This window comes from Paenibacillus periandrae, assembly GCF_022458865.1.
Taxonomy (GTDB): Bacteria; Bacillota; Bacilli; order Paenibacillales; family NBRC-103111; genus Paenibacillus_S; species Paenibacillus_S periandrae.
This window is the reverse complement of sequence record NZ_JAJNMU010000017.1, coordinates 177,850-195,294: the sequence shown is the minus strand read 5'-3', so window position 1 is coordinate 195,294 and position 17,445 is coordinate 177,850. Positions and strand designations below refer to the sequence as shown.

Sequence of the window (17,445 nt, the reverse complement as noted above, 5' to 3'; positions counted from 1 at the left end):
CTCTCTCGCTTCTTATTACACATCATGCCCGATGCAGGTTCCGGTTAAAAGCTGCCCGAGCATGAATTGTAACTATTGTAATGCGGAGAGTCTGACAGCGTCAATTCATAAAATGATTGTTCATCTATAGTACAGCTTCGGCCAGCAGCTCAAAAGAACGCAGCCGATGTTGATAGTCAGGTATAGGGGTAACAACCAGAAACTCGTCCACACCGTATACTTGTGCAAGCTGGTCCAGCTCGATTATGATCTGCTGCGGCGTGCCAACCAATAGCTTACGCTTGGAAGCAGCATTCACTTCCTCACGCTGCCCGGCCTGGTCGAACGCTTTGGCTGCCTGAAGGGCGAGCTGTCCGGCCTGTTCTTCGGTCTCTGCACAGATTACACCTATGGCAACAATGTCACGTGGTCTCGAAGAAAGAGCGGAAGGCACATATTGCTGACGATAGACGGAGAGCATCTCAACCCCATCATTGTCGCTCATAAACTGCCCGAATACATATCCCGTACCATATTGTGCTGCGTAAGCGGCACTCTTATGGTTCGTACCGAGCATCCATACCTCAGGAGCTTCTGTTGGAATCGGTCGTGCCCATACAGGTTCACCGTCTTGCCGATAGGTGTGGGTCAGCAGCTCCATTAAGGCTTGCAGCGAGTCAGGCAGCTGTCTAAGATTGTCCAAAAAATTGCCGCTTAGAGCCATGGTCACATGGGCAGAACCCCCGGGTGCCCGTCCAATCCCCAGATCGATCCGTTCGGGGTACAGGGCTGCCAGCAGATGAAAGCTCTCTGCCACCTTAATCGGCTTGTAATGCGGCAGCAGCAGCGCACCGGAACCAAGCCGAATTCGCTTCGTCAACGCGCCAATATGAGCAAGCAGCACCTCGGGGGATGTACAGGCCAAGCCGACCATATCGTGATGCTCAGCCACCCAATAGCGATGGTAGCCCAAGCGTTCAGCGGTTTGAGCCAGCTGCAGCGCCTGCTGCAGCGCAAAGGAAGCACTGACCTCCCCAATTACTGGAACAAGATCCAACACACTCAGCTTGATTTCACCCACTTCTCCTTTCGTATTTGATCAGATCAGCAAAAGGGCCACCCCTATTGGGAAGACCCTTCATCTGATTGTGTTCACTGGTTAACTTGCAAACGGTTTTACAATTGATCCATAAAATAAATCTGCTGCTCCCAGCCGAGCACCTGCTTGATTTTGGCATTGGACAGCAAGCTTACACGCCCCTCCAAAGGAACACGAATATCCGTCACCTGTGCCAAATGTGTAGCTACCAGCTCCTGTGTATCCCGATCCGAAGAGGTATCGTCAGCAGCCAGGATAAGCGCTTGCACGCCAAGTCCGTCTTTTTCTATCGCAAGGCGACAAGCACTGGCGACATCGCGGGCATCAATATACGACCACAAAATCCGTTTTCTGCCTTCTGTATCCGCGAATTTGGCCTGAATCGTCGCATAGCTTTCAGGAATAAGAATATTGCCCAAACGAAACGAAATTACCTGCATCCCTGTACGGCGATGGAAAGCTTCGGCTGTTACCTCATTCACAACCTTGGACAAGCCGTAGCTGTCTTCAGGAAGCTGTGGATGCGCTTCATCGACAGGTAAATATTGCGGCGCAAAATATTCACTGGCAAATACCATACCGTAAGAAGACTCGCTTGAGGCAAGCACAACCTTTTGAATACCGAAGTTCGCTGCTGCTTCCAGCACATTATATGTATTCATGACGTTGTTGCGGAAACAAACATCATTCGTATGCGTATAAGCCTGTGGAATAGCTGCAAAATGGACAATACCTTCGACTTGACTGCGGTTCGTGCCACTGAATGGCGCCAGTGCATTATGAACCTGACCCAAATCATTCAAATCTATTATTATCGTACGGCACAAAGGCTCTTCAGGAAGCTTCCAGTCCAGATTGATAACCTCATAGCCCTGCTCTATAAAATGCTTTACCAGCCATACACCAGCCTTGCCGCTGCCTCCGGTAATAATAATCGTTTTTTTGCTCACAACGTGACACTCCTTTGATAGTTTACAGATTCGGTTCCTTAGGAACCTGACTGCTATTGCTATTTTATCCATAGTTCTTTAAAATGGGAAGTAGTGAATTTTTATTCATATTATTACAGGAAATATACCTAGTAACCTTGAGGTAATCCCTTAATAACAGGAAGGATGGTACATATGTCTCTCTTAGAAAATGAAACCAATAATAAACTCACTGAAGCTGGAAGCAATTATATCCCCAAACAACCTGTGTACATTGATTGCTCCATTGAAAGAACCTTGGATGCCATTGGTGGAAAATGGTCTTTTCTTGTGCTGCGTGAATTATTCGGCGGAACGAAACGTTTTGGTGTACTGCAAAAGAAAATCAACGGCGTCAGCCCCAAATCGCTCACCGAAACCTTGCGTCATCTGGAAGAGCAAGGCGTATTGGAAAGAACCGCTTATCCGACTGTACCTGTCACTGTTGAATACACCTTGACACCAAAGGGCCATGATCTCCACCAGATTTTGAAAGAAATGAAGCTTTGGTCCGCCAAATGGACCTAAACCCTATTCCCCTGCATGACGAGGTGACCGGATGATAGCGTTTTACCAAAAATATTGGAAAACCGTTTTTGATATTGCTTTGCTGCTGCTAACTATTTATTTGTTCATGCTGTTGTTCAGTTATTTGTATCAGATTGCTGCACCGATTTTTCTCGCTTTTATTATTTACCTGATCATTGAGCCTTTGGCTCGCTTTTTACATAGACGTGGTTTAAGCAAGAGTATTGCCTCCGCCATTTCAACGGGATTGTTTATTCTCGTCATTCTCGGTGTCATCGCCGGTGTCGGAGTTATTTTTACGAGTCAAATACTGAGCCTCAAAGCCAGTTTGCCCGAATATTCAGCCATTATGCAAAAGCAGCTGATCCTGAAAACAGAATTTCTGCGCAACAGGATGGACGCACTGCCGGATGATGTGATACATAAAATAACGCAGTACTCGACAGAAATTGCAGATAAAGCTTCTCAGCTGGCCGGACAATTACTCACCAGTACGTTTTCGATGCTGACCAGCTTCTCCACCTTTGTCGTTAATTTCGTGATTGCGATAATATTGGCTTACTTTTTAAGCATAGAGATTGAAACCTGGAAAAGAATGGCCCGTGATAAAACACCGAAAACCTTCAAAGCCGCGTTTACCTTTTTGCGTGAAAACGTACTGCTCGGAATCGTCGGCTACCTGAAGGCTCAGAGCAAGCTCATCGGCTTAACGTTTATCGTTATTTTTATTTCGCTGCTGCTGCTTGGAGTGGACAACGCCTTTTCGATTGCCCTGCTTTCGGCCGTATTTGATGTGCTGCCGCTGCTAGGTGTGTCTACCCTGTTTATTCCGTGGATCATTTATTTGTTCATTGTCGGACAGACAACGCTTGCGATCTGGTTATGCATTATACTAGGTGTCGTCATCATGGTCAGACAAATTATGGAGCCCAAAATCACAGGAGACTCGCTTGGCGTTTCTGCTTTTACGATGCTGTCCTTCATGATCATTTCTCTATCCTTGTTTGGCATATCCGGCCTGATACTTTCTCCGATCCTCATCATCACCATCAAAGCTTTGTACGAGCAGGGATATCTGCAGCGTTGGATCCGCTGGCCTGAGGGGGAGTAAACAAATAAATAAAGAGCCCAGTGAGCATTAATCACCGGGCTCTTCGTATATCCAATTCTTTACCGCTCTGTCAAATACAGCATCCGCTCGCCCGGGGCCAGCATCTTGAATTTTAGCATCGGGTAATAACGCAGCAAGTAATCGACAAAATATGCCGGGTTTTCTGTATTGCCAGCGAACATATCATAATGCATCGGAATGATCATCTCCGCTCCGATCTCAGCCGCCATATCTGCCGCTTCACGGAACGTCATATTACCGTAAATATGATTGCGCAGACGCCGCCAGTCATGACCGTTAATTGGCATACAAGCGATTTCGATCTGATGTGGCTTCAGTGCATCCTCCAGCTCCTGATCCGCAAGCGCATCCCCTGCATGATAAAATACAAGACCATTGAAATCAATCACATACCCCAAGAAGAAATGATTGCCTTCTGCGTCGGTTATGTACTGCTCGTGCTTGCAAGCAACAGGTGTAACGGCGATACCGGAAGCCAGCTCGAACTTGATGCCCGCCTGTGCCGGTATAATCCGATCACGGGCGATACCCGCGTCCACCATTCGCTCGATATGAGGTGCTGGACAAATAAATACCGCCTGCGGGGAGCGAATCGCAAGATCTTTTAAGGTAAAGGGATCCAAATGGTCCGAATGATGATGTGTAATGATGACATAATCCGCGTTGTATATCTCCTCTGGCAGGATTGGAGGTGCGAAGGATCGCGCGGGTGAGGCTGACAGATACGGATCAAAGTAGATGATCAATCCCGATTGTTTGACAACCAGGCTTTCCTGCCCTAGCTGCCATATCCCGATACCATCCTGTGGAACCACAGTTGCATCCATTTGCTCTAATAATTGTTTGCCTGTTTTGCGGATGACGATTTTCTCATTCATAGCTTGAATCCTCCTATTGGCTGTGAATCACTGAGGCGCTAACGCGCCACTAGGTTATTCCATTATACTACATGCTACTTCACAGCGTACTTGCGTTCGACACGATCCGTAAAAAAGTTCATCAGCAGCAAGGAAACTGCAATATCATCAATTGGCATAAAAGGAAGCAGGTCAGGGGCAATCCAGTATACGACAGCTGGTATGACAAAGAGCAGCTTTTCTCTCAGCGGTACTTTACTGGAAAATAAGAGCGGCAGAATTCGCTGAAATACATGGCCCCAATTTCGAAATGATAGCAAACGTTTCCACATGGAATTGTCCCCCTTTAGTATGAGTCAGGCTGCTGGCTTCAACTTCTGTAGGCTTGCCCGCCTGTATGCTTCATATACGCAGCAGCCGATCCGGGGTTGCAGGAATCACAATTTGAGTGCCTCTACCATAATTTTTGAAGCTTTCCTGTACATATCGTCCAGTTGCGAGTAAGGCAGCGGATTGCTTCCAAGCCCCGTTTCTACCGTGAAGCCCGGCCTACGAAATTCCTGAATGAACCAATCCTTGTATCCCGCGTCACTACCCATCAGCTTCACTGCCCTATAGCCGCTTACCTCAGCAAAACGCTCCGCGAGAGCCTCGGATTCAACAGGCTCATAATCATTATAATTCCAGTAAATTTCCTCACCTTGCGTATGAAAGGCTATAACCATGGCAAAGTCCCGCTCCCGTGTAAAAGCCTCGATAGCTCTCGCTTCCGGCTCCGATAAGGGAGAGCTCCCGCTATAGTCCCGTGATGCCGGATGTTCTACTTGCCTACGCGCCCGTTCCAGCTCCCAGTTAGCAGGAAACTGGTCATTCAAATCAACACCGCGAACATTAGCCTTCCAGCCTGAGAAATCGGTGGACCCGCCGTTCCATTCCAACAATTCGTGCCGCTGCTGATTCTCCGGTTTGGTCAAGACCAGCTCCACACCATCCGGATTAACCATCGGCACAACCCATAAAGAGGTTTGATCAAACATCTGCCTGGCATCAGCTCCCTGCAGTGAACCCCTCTGCGCATAAGCTTCCGCATATTCACGAACAAAACGAATGAGCAGCGATGTGGTGATCCATTCGTTTGCATGAAAAGCCCCGTTAAAATGAATGTGCCTGTTACCGCTGCCGATTCTTAGTACCGGAATGTCCCTGTCCTCGACACTGCGGCCAATCGATCCGACCTCCAGAAAAGGGTAGTGCTCTTTCAGCTGTTGAATGTCCATAACCATCCCGGCATATCCAAGACCTTTACCAAATTCGTTCATCCATATGCACCCTCTCATTAAGAAACGATCCGAAAGCTTATGGCTTCCGAATCGCTGTCTCATAGAATTGTTGGAGATCGCCAAATAACGGGCATAACCCCAATTTGATCATTCAACCAAGTTTGTGCTATTTTTTTGAACATCCATGGATCTCCACTGCAAAAAAATTGGTGCACGGGCATTTCACCCGTGGCCGCCAGCATCCCTTTATGGTACAAAATCGCGCTGATCTCCCTTGCTGTTTCATCTGCGGAGCTGATTAATGCCACTTGAGGCCCCATCGCTTCCGAGATTGGTTTGATCAAAAAAGGATAATGCGTACAGCCCAGGATCAGACAATCCATCGGTACAGCACTCAGCTGCTGCAAAGAGCTTTTCACTACAGCTGCCGTCTGCTTAGTCTCGAACAAGCCCTTTTCTACCAAAGGTACAAACAAGGGACAGGCTTGGCTCGACACCTGAATATGCGGTGATAATTGGCGCAGAGCCAGCTCATAGGCTTTGCTTTTAATTGTGCCTTCGGTTCCAATAACGCCGATCTTACCGCTTTTCGTGTTTTTGATTGCAGCGCGGGCACCGGGATGAATAACGCCCACTACGGGAATCGATAGGCGGGAACGGATTTCGTCCAATGCTACGGCTGTCGCTGTATTGCATGCGATGACGACCATTTTCGGATTAAAGTGCATAAGATAATCGACAATCTGATGTGTAAATTGAATAACTTCCGCTGAAGATCTGGGTCCATAAGGTGTGCGGGCAGTATCGCCAAAATAGCAGATTCGCTCTTTGGGGAGCTGACGCATCACTTCTCTGGCTACGGTAAGCCCACCCACTCCGGAATCCAGTATGGCTATCGCTTGCTGCACAAATATTCGCTTCCTTTGTATATGAATATATACCGCATACCTCTAAATAAAGTATGTTGCTGGAAGCCAAAACGTACCGCAAGGATAACCCTGTCCGCTGCTATTATCTAGCTGGAGGCTGAATATCGGTCAATAAGGCAAGCTCGTAGCCAGCTTTACGTATCCCTTTAATAATCCGATCCAACGCTTCAATATTTTCCGGGGAGCCTTGATGAATCAACACAATATTGCCATCATGGAGATTCCCCATAATATCATTATATGGATCATCAGCTCCATTAGCACGCGGAACCCAGTCTTTCATTGCCGTGGACCAGAATACCGAGGTATAGCCCATATCCGACACCATGCTTAACAAATGCATATTATAGCGACCGTAAGGAAAACGGAAGTACGGCTGGATATCTTGGCCCGTCACTTCTTTATACAGCTTTTCATAATCATGAATTTCCTTCTTGACCTGCTCGTCCGTCTGTAAATTCATATCCGTATGCGTCATCGTGTGGTTGGCAACCAGATGTCCATCCTCGACCAGTCTACGGACGAAATCAGGATCTTTTTTGACATTGTAACCAGCAATAAAAAAGTTGGCTTTGGCATTATTATCCTTCAGCGATTTGATCAAGAGCTCTGTATCGCCCATCGGACCGCCTGTATCAATCGTTAAGTATACTTTCTTACCGGTTCCGACCCACAAAGCCTTCATGTTATCCGTGTACTGATTGATTTCATTAGGAAAATTCGGGACCTTACCCTTCGGCTGCTTCATATAGTACCATGAATAATCCTTACGGTCATTTGTGATGGGCTGACGTGGTTTATATGTATTTGCAGCTACAGTGCTGCTGCCGGAGGCTCCATACCCGCTATCTGCCCCATTGCCCACAATGGCAGCTGCCGGATTACTCGGCTGCTTGAGCGGCGGCTGCGCAGGTGCCTCAGCTGGTGCAGCTGGTGATTCCACCGGTGGCTGTACAGGTGACGGCTCCACGGGAGCATGTACCGTCTCCGGGGCAGGCGCAGGCTTCGTATCTTTAATCGCATCAGCCCCGGAAGGTGTTGGCTTGCCAGTTTCGGCTTGCTGCTGCGCCGACTCCTTCGAACCGCTTGTCCCAGTGCAAGCTGCAAGCAAGGTTCCGCACAGGATTACCGTCAAAGCTGCAGCGCCTGCGCGGCTTCGTTTCTTCATCATGTAGGTTCGCTCCATTCGTAGGTTATTCGCTTTCATTCATCATAACATTACATAGGCACACGTTCCATCGAAATTCGGTATATGTCCCCGTTCCATTGTTCCGTTCTTAGTATTTATTTAATCAAATGCGGCTCATACATATAGAGAACTAATGTCATTTGACAAAATCCATTCAGATTGCGAGTGATGCAAATGGAGGCGCTATATTGTTCAAAATGTAATGAGAAGATCGTTGAGGAACACCTTCCATGCAAGTATTGCGGAACGTTCTCCAGTCGTACTGAAGGAAATGCTTTAGTCAAGGACAGCACGGCTAAGCCTCAAAAAAGCAAGCTGATTATTTTGATCGTCTGCCTCGTGATTGTGCTGATAGCTGCTTTTATTTTTCTGCGATAGCAAGTAGTTTTTCGCTCTTTTGTCATGCCCTTTAATGCCAAAAGGACCTTCCGATATTTCTCTCGGAAGGTCCTTTTCGTTGTTAATCTTTTCTCTTCCTACTTCCCTCACCCGAAGTGCGGTGAATAACAGCGGAGCGACCGTAGTGTTCTGGAGAAGCGTAGCGTTCGCCTTTGTTTCCGGATTTTCACCGCTAAATCACTTATTCTAATCAAAAAATACGGAAACAACAGCGATCGTAAGACACTACGGCCGCGCAGCGCCCCTTATTCACCGCACTTCACACTATTTTCACACGAATTTCGGCAGCCAGTTACCATGCGCTTCAATCAGATCGTCACACATCGCTACGATATCGTCCATCGACAGCTCGGCAGCTGTATGCGGGTCCAGCATAGCCGCATGATAAATATGCTCTTTTTTACCGGTAATCGCCGCTTCCAAGGTCAACAATTGAGTGTTGATGTTCGTACGGTTCAAGGCAGCCAGCTGTGGAGGCAGATCACCTACATAAGTCGGAGTTACCCCGCTTGAATCGACCAGACAAGGCACCTCAACGCAAGCCTCACGAGGTAAATTCGTGATTAAGCCCGTGTTCATCACATTACCGCCAATTTTGAACGGATTGTTGGTTTCCATGGCCTCCAGCATAAAAGAAGCGTATTCCTTGGAACGATTATGCTCCAGATTTTTGTTGTTAACGAGCTCTTCGCGCATCGTTTTCCATTTTTCGATTTGACGGATACAACGACGTGGATACTCATCGAGTGGAATATTGAAGCGTTCGATCAGCTCCGGATAATTTTTCTTAATAAAATAGGGATGGTATTCGGCATTATGCTCGGAGGATTCAGTTACATAATAGCCAAAACGGAACATCAGCTCATAACGCACCATATCCGTATGCTGCTCTTTTTGTTTTTCTTTGGCACGGCGTTTAATTTCCGGATACAGATCCTTACCGTCCTTGGTCACTTCCAAAAGCCAGGCCATATGGTTGATTCCGGCGATCTTGGTTTGTACGCCCTCCGTATCGATCTCAAGCGTCTTGAACAAGTGCGGCATGCACGCCTGAACACTGTGACACAAACCTACGGTTTTAACTCCGCCATACGTATTCATCCCGTTCGTCAGAACAGCCATCGGGTTCGTATAGTTCAAGAACCAGACATCCGGGCAAACCTCCTGAATGTCCTTGGCAAAATCCAGCATCACGGGCAATGTCCGCAGATTACGGAAAATCCCGCCTATTCCAAGCGTGTCTGCAATCGTCTGACGCAGACCGTATTTCTTCGGAATTTCAAAATCTGTAATTGTGCAAGGATCGTAACCGCCAACCTGGATTGCATTAACTACATATTTGGCTCCGCGCAGCGCTTCCTTGCGGTCCGAATACGCTTTCACGTTGCATGTGCTTCCGATCGATTGCTTCAAATTATTGAGCATGTTCTCGGAATCCTTCAGACGCTCGGCATCAATATCGAATAAAGCCAATTCGAAGCCTTGCAAAGCAGGTGTCATCATACAGTCACCCAACACGTTTTTGGCAAATACGGTACTACCTGCACCTAAAAATGTAATTTTGGACATCGTAACAGCCTCCCAGTTCATTGAATAAGTTCATAACCTTAACTAGAACTATACGTCAAGAAACCGGGAATGCATATGGAGACAAACCATTTTCACATGGATAAATGTAGTACGTTTGTCGTTACCCTTTACGAACTGCAGACCATAGAGCAAGTTGAATAATTGTAATTAATGTAAAAGCCATAAAAGCCAGCACAGGAATTGTAATAAAACCAAGCCAGTTGATATAGTCAACATCACACGGAACAGGCCCACACGTAGTCGCTGCTTCCTTGAACCAGGAAGTCTTTTGCATCAAGATATGATACAGCGAAATCCCCATTCCCCATATACTCAAAGGAAGTACATAGATAAACTGCTTCGTATCCTTGCGAACGGCAGCAATCCCAAGTATAATCGCCAATGGGTACATCAATATTCGTTGATACCAGCACAGCTTGCAGGGCAGGTAGTTCAGAACCTCTGAAAAATACAAGCTTCCAAACATAGCCATTACAGCAACAATCCAAGACATATGTAGTCCATTTTCTTTAATAAACCGATTCCAACCCATGGTTCAGCGCTCCTTGTTTTCCTTCTAATATAGGTATGTACACTTCATCATATCAAAATCAATCGAGGTGTTCCACATGAGTTCACATCATCATCACGTCTCATTCAATCCGCATCCCAGTAAAGGGGAATTATCCGTGCTTTTTAGCGGGCATGCGCAGACGAATCCGCTGCATAAGGTAGGTCCACAGGTGCTTGACTACTACTTGGTGCACTATGTGGTATCGGGTGAAGGAACCTTTCGCTGTATGGGGCAGGACTATCATCTGGAACGCGGTGGCAGCTTTTTTATATTTCCCGGGGAATTGGTCAGCTATGAGTCGGATGAATTGAACCCGTGGAGCTATCGTTGGGTAGGCTTCAAGGGCAATCGGGCTGATGAATATTTGCACATGCTGGGTCTTTCACAGCACCGACCTGTGAATATGACAAAGCAGCATCGGAAGCTGAATGCTTTATTTCATCAATTGGATCACCAGCTGCAGGGGCGACTTCCCAATAGTGATTTGCAATCCCAAGGCTATCTTCGGCTCATCCTTGCCGAATACGCTCAATCCCATCATGAGACCAATGTTCCGAAGGAAGAGGCGTCGGGGATTCAGCAGCAAATTGAACAGGCGATCCGTTGGCTGACTCTCCAGCACAATCAACCAATTTCCATCGAACAAATGGCGCAAAGCCTTGGGTATCACCGCACTCACTTATCGAAAATGTTCAAACAGCACACCGGAATGTCCCCCATGAATTTCCTGCTGAAAATACGGATGGAGCGTGCACGACTGCTGCTGCAGGACACATTGACTGTGGAGCAGGTCGCTTCATCCGTCGGCTTCGGGGATGCACTGTACTTTTCCAAGCAATTTAAAAAGTGGTTTGGCCGCTCACCGTCTGAATACCGGCAGGACCAAACCACCAACCCTTATGATTGCAATGAATAACCAACGGCATTACGACATAGTAAAACCCTGTAAGTTCATTTGCGCTTCCTGCCATGCTTCACCAGTGTCATTCGTCGTGAATGCCGCAGCCAGGAATAATACGCTTTCAAATCGCGAAGCTGAATATCTTTGGACAAATGTCCCAAAAAGGTAACAACAATCATTTTATGCAAAGGTTTGCCCGTGATATCCGTTTCATCCTTAATCACCATAAATTCGGATACCACGGCCAAATCATCATCGATTAAATACACTTCTTTTTCATTATCGTAATAGGGCTGAATCCGATTGTTTTTCAATACCTCCCATAAGAAGGTGCATATGTAGTCGATATTACCTTGGTCGCTATCCACTCGTTCCGACCATCGGGACAGGGCATGACTGGTAACGACAATATCAGCAATCTTGTATCCGTTAAACTCAATAAAAAAGGGCTCGTAGGTGCTCCAACGCTTCATGCTTTTGTCTTTCAATATGTATCCCCCTCCCGATTCATGTATGGCTCCCCCTGTGATAAATGTAGTATTTATACTACATTACGTCAAGGTTTACTTTAATTTACTGGCAGTATGTGAGAAAATAAAAATAACTTCCGACATTTTCGTATCAACCTATTTCATTTCTACACAAGCTCCCTTACAATAACGATTAAGAGGTGATTTTAATGGGACAAGCTATCCCTAATTTTGGCAAATTTCTTGAAAGTCTGCGAGGTTCCATCTCCCTTAGAGAGGCAGCCAAAAAAAGCGGACTTTCGCATGCGTATATACGTGACTTGGAATTAGAAAAAAACCGTTCCACCAATGAAAAAATAACGCCATCCCCCGATACGTTACAAAAACTCTCCAACGCATACGGCTACCCCTATAAGGAACTGATGATTAAAGCCGGGCATCTCGAAGCGCACGACTTAATGCCTGACGCGGCTACCCCTGATATTGAGGTGGATCTTAGCCAAGTGTACTACATCGAAATTGGTATGAGAGATATTATATATGCGGATCAGCAGACCCGATTAAAGAAAAGCATTGATTCATTAAGAGACTTCAGCGATTTCCTGGATACCTTAGAAGAGAGTGGATTCAAAAAGATTGATTCTGATCTCTATGTGAATTTTCATAACATCCGCAAATACGACGAACGCAGCGGTTTCTTATATTTTGATGCCTCAGGTGAAGGGGTTTGTGTCACGATATCAGCTACCCGTCAACGCAAATACCACGAGCTTATTGTACGGCATGTAGCCAACAACAATCAGGCCAGCCTTGAATTCTCATTCGGCAAAACAAGCGGCAAAGAAGCATCGATCTCTCCTGTCCGTAGCAAAAGCTAAACGTAATGATTGTTGAGTTGGCTGCGGTCCTATTGGGCGCAAATTATTACAGCTTCCATACTGCTATATCAGTGCTACCTCCTATTTATTTAATCAATTTCAGCCTTGAAACTTTTCTTGTATTTTGCCTCAGCCAGACAGCACGAAAAAACAAGCGGATGATGCCGACCTATTTCTTTACACTTGTCATCCTGATGCTATCCAGCTTTGCACTCTTTTATTTCGATACCCATATCGCCATGCTGCTACAAGTAATGGTTATTGTTTTGAGGTTTGTCGTGATCAGGGAGGCTTGCCATAGGGAAGCTATGGAATAGATAGCTGCGAGGCACAAAATAATAGGTCGGAGGAATCGATATGTTTGCTATTGAACAAGTTCTGGAGTACCTTGTCCATTTTCTGGGCTGGCCTACCTTTTTTATGTTAGCCCTGGCTTTGTTTCGTATGCGGTTACAGCAATATGTGATGCCTATTGTTGTGTCAACTTGTATTTTGGCTCCTAGTGCAGCCTTGCTGCAAGCTTCAAAATTGATTTATTTAATAACCATTATTCAACCATTGGTTTTTTTATTGTGCCTGATGATCGTATTTCGTTTCAAGTTTTTTCACAGCATCATTATGCTTGGTCTAGTATACATCTACAACATATTCTTAGAAGTCAGCTACAATGTGGTCGTAGCTCAAATCGATTATGAAAAGTTTCTACAAATATCCAAAGATGAATATTTTATGCAGGCTACTTTCATGTCCATTATCAATTATTTGACCATCTATATCCTAATAAAAGCTAGATGGGGGTTTACTTTTATTTCCCCACGAATCAGTAAAGTCCGTTCTGGGACATTGAATATTCAAAATAAGCTATATGTAAGTGCGATGGTAATCACTTTTCCTTTAAGCATGATTGGTTTAAGCCTTTATTTATGGAGCGAACTGCTTGTAGTCGTGCTTTCTATTACTTCTATAATACTCGCCATTGTTTTACATTTCAGCTATAAGAGAGAACTCCTGGATTAGTCCAGAAGCTCGGTACTTCATTCTTACTAACAAAATGAAACCAAATATTATTCAGATGGAGGAACCGAAAATTGGCTATTGAACAAATGCTGGGATATTTGATTTATTTTCTGGTTTGGCCTTCCTTTTTTGTACTGGCCCTCGCATTGTTTCGTGTGCAGTTAACACAATATGTAATTCCAATTATTGTTAGCACTTGCATTATGACGCCTGTTGCCGCTTTGCTGCAGTCTTCGGAAATACTTTTCCTACTAACAATCATTCAGCCGTTAGCTTTTTTATTTTGCCTGATGATTGTGTTTCGTTTCAAATTTTTCCACAGCATTATGATGATCGGTTTGGTATTTGTTTACTCTTTAATTGCAGAGTTTGCTTACAATATGATCGTAGCTCAATTCAACTACCAATATTTTTTGGATATTCTGCAAGATGAATATATCATGCAAGGGTTTTGGGTGTCGTTTATCAATTACATGACAACCTACTTGATTATACGAAGTAGGTGGGGATTTACCTTTATATCAACTAGAAACAGTAAAATTCATTCAAGTGCCATGATCATACAAAACAAGCTTTACTTAAGTGTTTTAATTTTCCTTGCTTCGTTTAGCATGATCAGTTTATCTGTGTATTTGTGGAAAGACATGTTTTTGTTCATCTTTACATCTACGTCTACAATTCTTGCTTTTGTTCTTCATTACAGTTATAAGAGAGAGTTTCATGACTAGTCTTCTAATTATTTAGAACATATTATTAGTAAAAAAATCAGCAACTTTAAATGGGGGAGTTATATGTTTACTACTGACCACATACCCGAATATATGATCCATTTTCTGGTTTGGCCTTCATTGTTTATTCTTTCTCTTGTTATTTTCCGAATGCGTTTACGTTCTTATTTAATCCCGATTGCAGCAGGAACTTTCGTTATGGTGAATGTAGGAGCCTTATTACAAAGCTGGAAAATAGTTTATTTAATCACTATAATCCAACCGCTGTTTTTTTTGTTGTGCCTACTGATATTTTTTAAGGTGCGATTTCTGCAAAGTATTCTCATGATCGGTATTACTTTTGGTTACGGTTTGTTTATAGAGTTCAGTTATAACGCTATCATAGTTCAATTTGATTTCACTGAGTTTTTAACAGTAACTCAAAATGAATATGTTGTCCAAGGTGCCTGGGTAGCTGCTTTTAATATTCTGTTAGCTTATATTATGGTGAAGTTTAGGTGGGGATTTACCTTTATTTCTTCAAGGTATGCTATACAAAAACCTAAAACAGCAGAAGTGCTTAGCAAGCTTCATTTCAGCGCAATGACAGGCATCATATGTTTAAGTCTGGTTAGTCTTTCTATTTTTTTCTGGAATGAAATGTTTTTTGTTATTGCGATTGCAGTTGTAACCTTGCTTGCTTTTGTACTGCATTACAGTTATAAAAGTGAATTAATGGATTAACTTCTGATGTCTCGACTTTAATTCTGATTTCCCTACTTACCTACATAAGGAGCATTGGATTGAAAAAAGAATATATAATAATACTTGCCATCTTTTTCATATTTGTCGGTCCAGGCCCCGTTGTCTTCTTTCTCAACAAATATACGGTCTCCATTCTTCCTCTTGGCAGCTGCATCGCCTTTCTTATCCTCTTAAGAAAAGAAATCCAAAGTACAGATCTGAACACACTATGTCGAAATAAGGAAATGTATACTTCAGCTTTTAATGGTCTTAAATATTGTATTTTTGCACATGCAGCTAACGCTATAATTATAGGAAACTCCCAAATTATAACGGATGATCTTATACAAAATTATTTGGTCATGCCCTTTTATGTGGTTGTTGTCGCTCCTATCGTCGAGGAAATTGTCTATAGGAAAATCATTTTCGGATACTTTAATAATAAAAATCTTTTTTGGGTAGGCTCAATTGTTTCTTCTTCAATTTTTGCTATTGGACATTTTAGTTTATCAAATATATCCGCCTATTTTATTACAGGCTTGATACTTTGTTACATTTATAAAAAGAGCGGCACCATTGTCACTGCAATGCTTATTCATAGTGCTTTAAATTATATATCAATATTAGTAAGAACTTTGAAAGGTTGAGTCTGATGAAACCGTTTTATTCGACAAAATTCTACTTGTTAAGTTAGCAAGAGTATATTAAACTAAACTTAATTATTGAGAAATGTTTCCTATTACGCTAAATCTCTCTTGTACCATTACAATCATGAATATCAAAATAGTGATAGAGGTGTTAGTATGTTGGTGTTATCGAAGATCATTTTTACTACTATTGAGTTTTCAGCTTTGGTATTGCTTTGCCTTTCCTTATTCAGAATTTATTTTCGTTATTCTCTGTACAAAGTTTTTTTTATTGCTTTCATTATGGCATTACTTTCCGTTTTTATCAGAGATGTTATTGACGTACCTCTATTTGCGTTTTTACCAGTAATAATAACGCAAATTATATTAATTACACTGCTATTTAATTTACCATTGATTTTTTCTTTGCTGCTTTGTGTAATAGGTGCAGTAGCAATTTCCTCTATTGAAGGCTTCGTTGTATCCATTGGATCATATTTTAATATGTTCTCTGAACAAATGCTTACAACCTCTATTTTTCAATTCGCTATTTATGAACTCATTGTTACAGTTATACTCATGCTTCTCATATATCCACTGCAAAAATACAAGTTGGGCTTCCATACGACAAGCAATGATGCATTGAAGGGTTACAATTTCTATCTTTCCGGTGTTTTGGTTGTCGCTGTCATTGCTGTGCAGGTAGAAGTTTTAGCTTTTAAAGTATCTGTAGTATATATCTCCATTCCTATTGTTCTTGGAATCATTTTTTTAACAGGAATATATCTGGCATACAAACATAACCAAAAGCTTTGGAAGAACCGTCGTGAAAGGTTGTCTAATAGATGAATATTATCGACCATTATTCTGAATCTATTGCAAGATCTATCCGCAAGCACAACTCCAATGCTGGATCTGAGATTGCTTTGAAATACGCATTAAGTTTGCTTATAAATACAACAACGGCTATTGTCGTCTCATTGTTAATCTGTACATATTTTGGACATTTAGATTCATGTTTGATGGGGATTGCTACTTTTTTAGCGATACGTTTTATTACTGGCGGTCTTCATCTTTCCTCTTCATTATCCTGTTGCATCATGTCTATTCTCATCTTTATATGCGTAGGATTATCTGCATTTTCTTTTAATAACTTTTATTTATTCATAGATTTGATATCAATACTTATCTTTTACAAAACAGCGCCAAACGATATACAATTCTTTAGCAGCTTGGATGCCAAGTTCTACCCTCTTCTAAAACTACTTGCTATTACATTTGTTCTAAGCAATCTTATATTTCACTCTACAGTGTTAACATCAGCTTTTTTTATACAAGCAATATTGACGACTCAGCCTGCTTATAAATTAAGGGATTTTATTGGAAGGAGGTGTACACCAAATGAAAACTAAATTAGCAATTATTGCAAATACGGTGTTAATGGCATTAGCCGCTGTATTTGTTACTACAAACTCATTGGCTATTAACCGTCCTGAAACTCCACAAGAGCTTTTGAAAAAATAATGTGTTATTGTTACATGTAGGGGCTGCGCTTTGCCGCGGCCCCTATTGCGCTATCTAATCCTTCTCTTATGGAGC

22 protein-coding genes are annotated in these 17,445 nt (G+C 43.3%); 12 read left to right on the top strand and 10 right to left on the bottom strand.

Annotation, left to right across the window (positions count from 1 at the left end):
• Positions 1 to 124 precede the first annotated feature (124 nt).
• Positions 125 to 1,051 carry an MsnO8 family LLM class oxidoreductase gene (locus tag LRL21_RS27335; protein WP_240418981.1) on the bottom strand — a complete coding sequence of 309 codons (927 nt, stop codon included), beginning with the start codon at positions 1,049 to 1,051 and terminating at the stop codon, positions 125 to 127.
• Between the two features lie 104 nt (positions 1,052 to 1,155).
• On the bottom strand, positions 1,156 to 2,028 hold the full coding sequence (locus tag LRL21_RS27330; RefSeq protein WP_240418948.1) for an NAD-dependent epimerase/dehydratase family protein: 873 nt from the start codon (positions 2,026 to 2,028) through the stop codon (positions 1,156 to 1,158).
• A gap of 174 nt (positions 2,029 to 2,202) precedes the next feature.
• On the opposite strand from LRL21_RS27330, the gene LRL21_RS27325 reads away from it, so the two are divergent.
• Positions 2,203 to 2,574, top strand: coding sequence for a winged helix-turn-helix transcriptional regulator (locus LRL21_RS27325; RefSeq protein ID WP_240418947.1), 372 nt, complete (start codon positions 2,203 to 2,205; stop codon positions 2,572 to 2,574).
• 31 nt (positions 2,575 to 2,605) lie between these two features.
• Complete coding sequence (gene ytvI, locus LRL21_RS27320) at positions 2,606 to 3,685, top strand: sporulation integral membrane protein YtvI (RefSeq protein ID WP_240418946.1); 1,080 nt, start codon at positions 2,606 to 2,608, stop codon at positions 3,683 to 3,685.
• A gap of 59 nt (positions 3,686 to 3,744) precedes the next feature.
• Here the strand turns inward: ytvI and LRL21_RS27315 are convergent, their stop codons facing one another.
• The 7 genes from LRL21_RS27315 to LRL21_RS27285 form a co-directional block, all read right to left on the bottom strand.
• Complete coding sequence (locus tag LRL21_RS27315; RefSeq protein ID WP_240418945.1) at positions 3,745 to 4,584, bottom strand: MBL fold metallo-hydrolase; 840 nt, start codon at positions 4,582 to 4,584, stop codon at positions 3,745 to 3,747.
• Between the two features lie 74 nt (positions 4,585 to 4,658).
• Positions 4,659 to 4,895: a hypothetical protein gene (locus LRL21_RS27310; protein ID WP_240418944.1), complete on the bottom strand. Its 237-nt coding sequence runs from the start codon at positions 4,893 to 4,895 to the stop codon at positions 4,659 to 4,661.
• Positions 4,896 to 5,000: 105 nt separating this feature from the next.
• Positions 5,001 to 5,882: a M14 family metallopeptidase gene (locus LRL21_RS27305; RefSeq protein ID WP_240418943.1), complete on the bottom strand. Its 882-nt coding sequence runs from the start codon at positions 5,880 to 5,882 to the stop codon at positions 5,001 to 5,003.
• A gap of 59 nt (positions 5,883 to 5,941) precedes the next feature.
• Positions 5,942 to 6,751 (bottom strand): glutamate racemase, encoded by an 810-nt coding sequence (gene racE, locus LRL21_RS27300; protein WP_240418942.1) that lies wholly within the window; start codon positions 6,749 to 6,751, stop codon positions 5,942 to 5,944.
• 103 nt (positions 6,752 to 6,854) lie between these two features.
• The gene (locus LRL21_RS27295) at positions 6,855 to 7,979 is read right to left on the bottom strand and encodes a polysaccharide deacetylase family protein (protein WP_240418941.1); all 1,125 of its coding nucleotides are present in this window, start codon (positions 7,977 to 7,979) and stop codon (positions 6,855 to 6,857) included.
• A 651-nt stretch (positions 7,980 to 8,630) separates the two neighbouring features.
• A complete protein-coding gene (melA, locus tag LRL21_RS27290; protein ID WP_240418940.1) occupies positions 8,631 to 9,929 on the bottom strand; it encodes an alpha-glucosidase/alpha-galactosidase in 1,299 nt (432 codons plus the stop codon).
• Positions 9,930 to 10,050: 121 nt separating this feature from the next.
• Positions 10,051 to 10,482 (bottom strand): disulfide oxidoreductase, encoded by a 432-nt coding sequence (locus LRL21_RS27285; RefSeq protein WP_076229098.1) that lies wholly within the window; start codon positions 10,480 to 10,482, stop codon positions 10,051 to 10,053.
• Between the two features lie 76 nt (positions 10,483 to 10,558).
• Here LRL21_RS27285 and LRL21_RS27280 point away from each other — a divergent pair, with 76 nt between their 5' ends.
• Positions 10,559 to 11,419 (top strand): AraC family transcriptional regulator, encoded by an 861-nt coding sequence (locus LRL21_RS27280; protein ID WP_240418939.1) that lies wholly within the window; start codon positions 10,559 to 10,561, stop codon positions 11,417 to 11,419.
• A 35-nt stretch (positions 11,420 to 11,454) separates the two neighbouring features.
• Here the strand turns inward: LRL21_RS27280 and LRL21_RS27275 are convergent, their stop codons facing one another.
• Positions 11,455 to 11,892: a hypothetical protein gene (locus LRL21_RS27275; RefSeq protein WP_240418938.1), complete on the bottom strand. Its 438-nt coding sequence runs from the start codon at positions 11,890 to 11,892 to the stop codon at positions 11,455 to 11,457.
• Between the two features lie 191 nt (positions 11,893 to 12,083).
• On the opposite strand from LRL21_RS27275, the gene LRL21_RS27270 reads away from it, so the two are divergent.
• The 9 genes from LRL21_RS27270 to LRL21_RS27230 all read left to right on the top strand — a co-directional run bounded on the left by LRL21_RS27270 (position 12,084) and on the right by LRL21_RS27230 (position 17,370).
• Positions 12,084 to 12,752 (top strand): helix-turn-helix domain-containing protein, encoded by a 669-nt coding sequence (locus LRL21_RS27270; RefSeq protein ID WP_240418937.1) that lies wholly within the window; start codon positions 12,084 to 12,086, stop codon positions 12,750 to 12,752.
• 5 nt (positions 12,753 to 12,757) lie between these two features.
• Positions 12,758 to 13,069 carry a hypothetical protein gene (locus LRL21_RS27265; RefSeq protein ID WP_240418936.1) on the top strand — a complete coding sequence of 104 codons (312 nt, stop codon included), beginning with the start codon at positions 12,758 to 12,760 and terminating at the stop codon, positions 13,067 to 13,069.
• Positions 13,070 to 13,109: 40 nt separating this feature from the next.
• The gene (locus LRL21_RS27260) at positions 13,110 to 13,769 is read left to right on the top strand and encodes a hypothetical protein (protein WP_240418935.1); all 660 of its coding nucleotides are present in this window, start codon (positions 13,110 to 13,112) and stop codon (positions 13,767 to 13,769) included.
• 71 nt (positions 13,770 to 13,840) lie between these two features.
• Positions 13,841 to 14,497 (top strand): hypothetical protein, encoded by a 657-nt coding sequence (locus tag LRL21_RS27255; RefSeq protein ID WP_240418934.1) that lies wholly within the window; start codon positions 13,841 to 13,843, stop codon positions 14,495 to 14,497.
• Positions 14,498 to 14,560: 63 nt separating this feature from the next.
• Complete coding sequence (locus LRL21_RS27250; RefSeq protein ID WP_240418933.1) at positions 14,561 to 15,220, top strand: hypothetical protein; 660 nt, start codon at positions 14,561 to 14,563, stop codon at positions 15,218 to 15,220.
• Between the two features lie 59 nt (positions 15,221 to 15,279).
• A complete protein-coding gene (locus LRL21_RS27245) occupies positions 15,280 to 15,867 on the top strand; it encodes a CPBP family intramembrane glutamic endopeptidase (protein WP_240418932.1) in 588 nt (195 codons plus the stop codon).
• Positions 15,868 to 16,023: 156 nt separating this feature from the next.
• Positions 16,024 to 16,695 (top strand): hypothetical protein, encoded by a 672-nt coding sequence (locus tag LRL21_RS27240; RefSeq protein WP_240418931.1) that lies wholly within the window; start codon positions 16,024 to 16,026, stop codon positions 16,693 to 16,695.
• Positions 16,692 to 17,258, top strand: coding sequence for an accessory gene regulator B family protein (locus tag LRL21_RS27235; RefSeq protein ID WP_240418930.1), 567 nt, complete (start codon positions 16,692 to 16,694; stop codon positions 17,256 to 17,258). Before LRL21_RS27240 ends, LRL21_RS27235 begins: the two co-directional genes overlap by 4 nt.
• Positions 17,248 to 17,370 (top strand): cyclic lactone autoinducer peptide, encoded by a 123-nt coding sequence (locus LRL21_RS27230; RefSeq protein WP_240418929.1) that lies wholly within the window; start codon positions 17,248 to 17,250, stop codon positions 17,368 to 17,370. The genes LRL21_RS27235 and LRL21_RS27230 overlap by 11 nt, the downstream gene beginning before the upstream one ends.
• Positions 17,371 to 17,445 lie beyond the last annotated feature (75 nt).

Bases quoted from the DNA above. Each gene is read 5' to 3' on its own strand.
- LRL21_RS27280 (WP_240418939.1), top strand. From the start codon at position 10,559: ATGAGTTCACATCATCATCACGTCTCATTCAATCCGCATCCCAGTAAA.
- LRL21_RS27250 (WP_240418933.1), top strand. From the start codon at position 14,561: ATGTTTACTACTGACCACATACCCGAATATATGATCCATTTTCTGGTT.
- LRL21_RS27315 (WP_240418945.1), bottom strand. From the start codon at position 4,584: ATGAATGAGAAAATCGTCATCCGCAAAACAGGCAAACAATTATTAGAG.
- melA (WP_240418940.1), bottom strand. From the start codon at position 9,929: ATGTCCAAAATTACATTTTTAGGTGCAGGTAGTACCGTATTTGCCAAA.
- LRL21_RS27235 (WP_240418930.1), top strand. From the start codon at position 16,692: ATGAATATTATCGACCATTATTCTGAATCTATTGCAAGATCTATCCGC.
- LRL21_RS27240 (WP_240418931.1), top strand. From the start codon at position 16,024: ATGTTGGTGTTATCGAAGATCATTTTTACTACTATTGAGTTTTCAGCT.
- LRL21_RS27305 (WP_240418943.1), bottom strand. From the start codon at position 5,882: ATGAACGAATTTGGTAAAGGTCTTGGATATGCCGGGATGGTTATGGAC.
- LRL21_RS27295 (WP_240418941.1), bottom strand. From the start codon at position 7,979: ATGAAAGCGAATAACCTACGAATGGAGCGAACCTACATGATGAAGAAA.
- LRL21_RS27260 (WP_240418935.1), top strand. From the start codon at position 13,110: ATGTTTGCTATTGAACAAGTTCTGGAGTACCTTGTCCATTTTCTGGGC.
- LRL21_RS27325 (WP_240418947.1), top strand. From the start codon at position 2,203: ATGTCTCTCTTAGAAAATGAAACCAATAATAAACTCACTGAAGCTGGA.
- LRL21_RS27285 (WP_076229098.1), bottom strand. From the start codon at position 10,482: ATGGGTTGGAATCGGTTTATTAAAGAAAATGGACTACATATGTCTTGG.
- LRL21_RS27310 (WP_240418944.1), bottom strand. From the start codon at position 4,895: ATGTGGAAACGTTTGCTATCATTTCGAAATTGGGGCCATGTATTTCAG.
- LRL21_RS27270 (WP_240418937.1), top strand. From the start codon at position 12,084: ATGGGACAAGCTATCCCTAATTTTGGCAAATTTCTTGAAAGTCTGCGA.
- LRL21_RS27265 (WP_240418936.1), top strand. From the start codon at position 12,758: ATGATTGTTGAGTTGGCTGCGGTCCTATTGGGCGCAAATTATTACAGC.
- ytvI (WP_240418946.1), top strand. From the start codon at position 2,606: ATGATAGCGTTTTACCAAAAATATTGGAAAACCGTTTTTGATATTGCT.
- LRL21_RS27230 (WP_240418929.1), top strand. From the start codon at position 17,248: ATGAAAACTAAATTAGCAATTATTGCAAATACGGTGTTAATGGCATTA.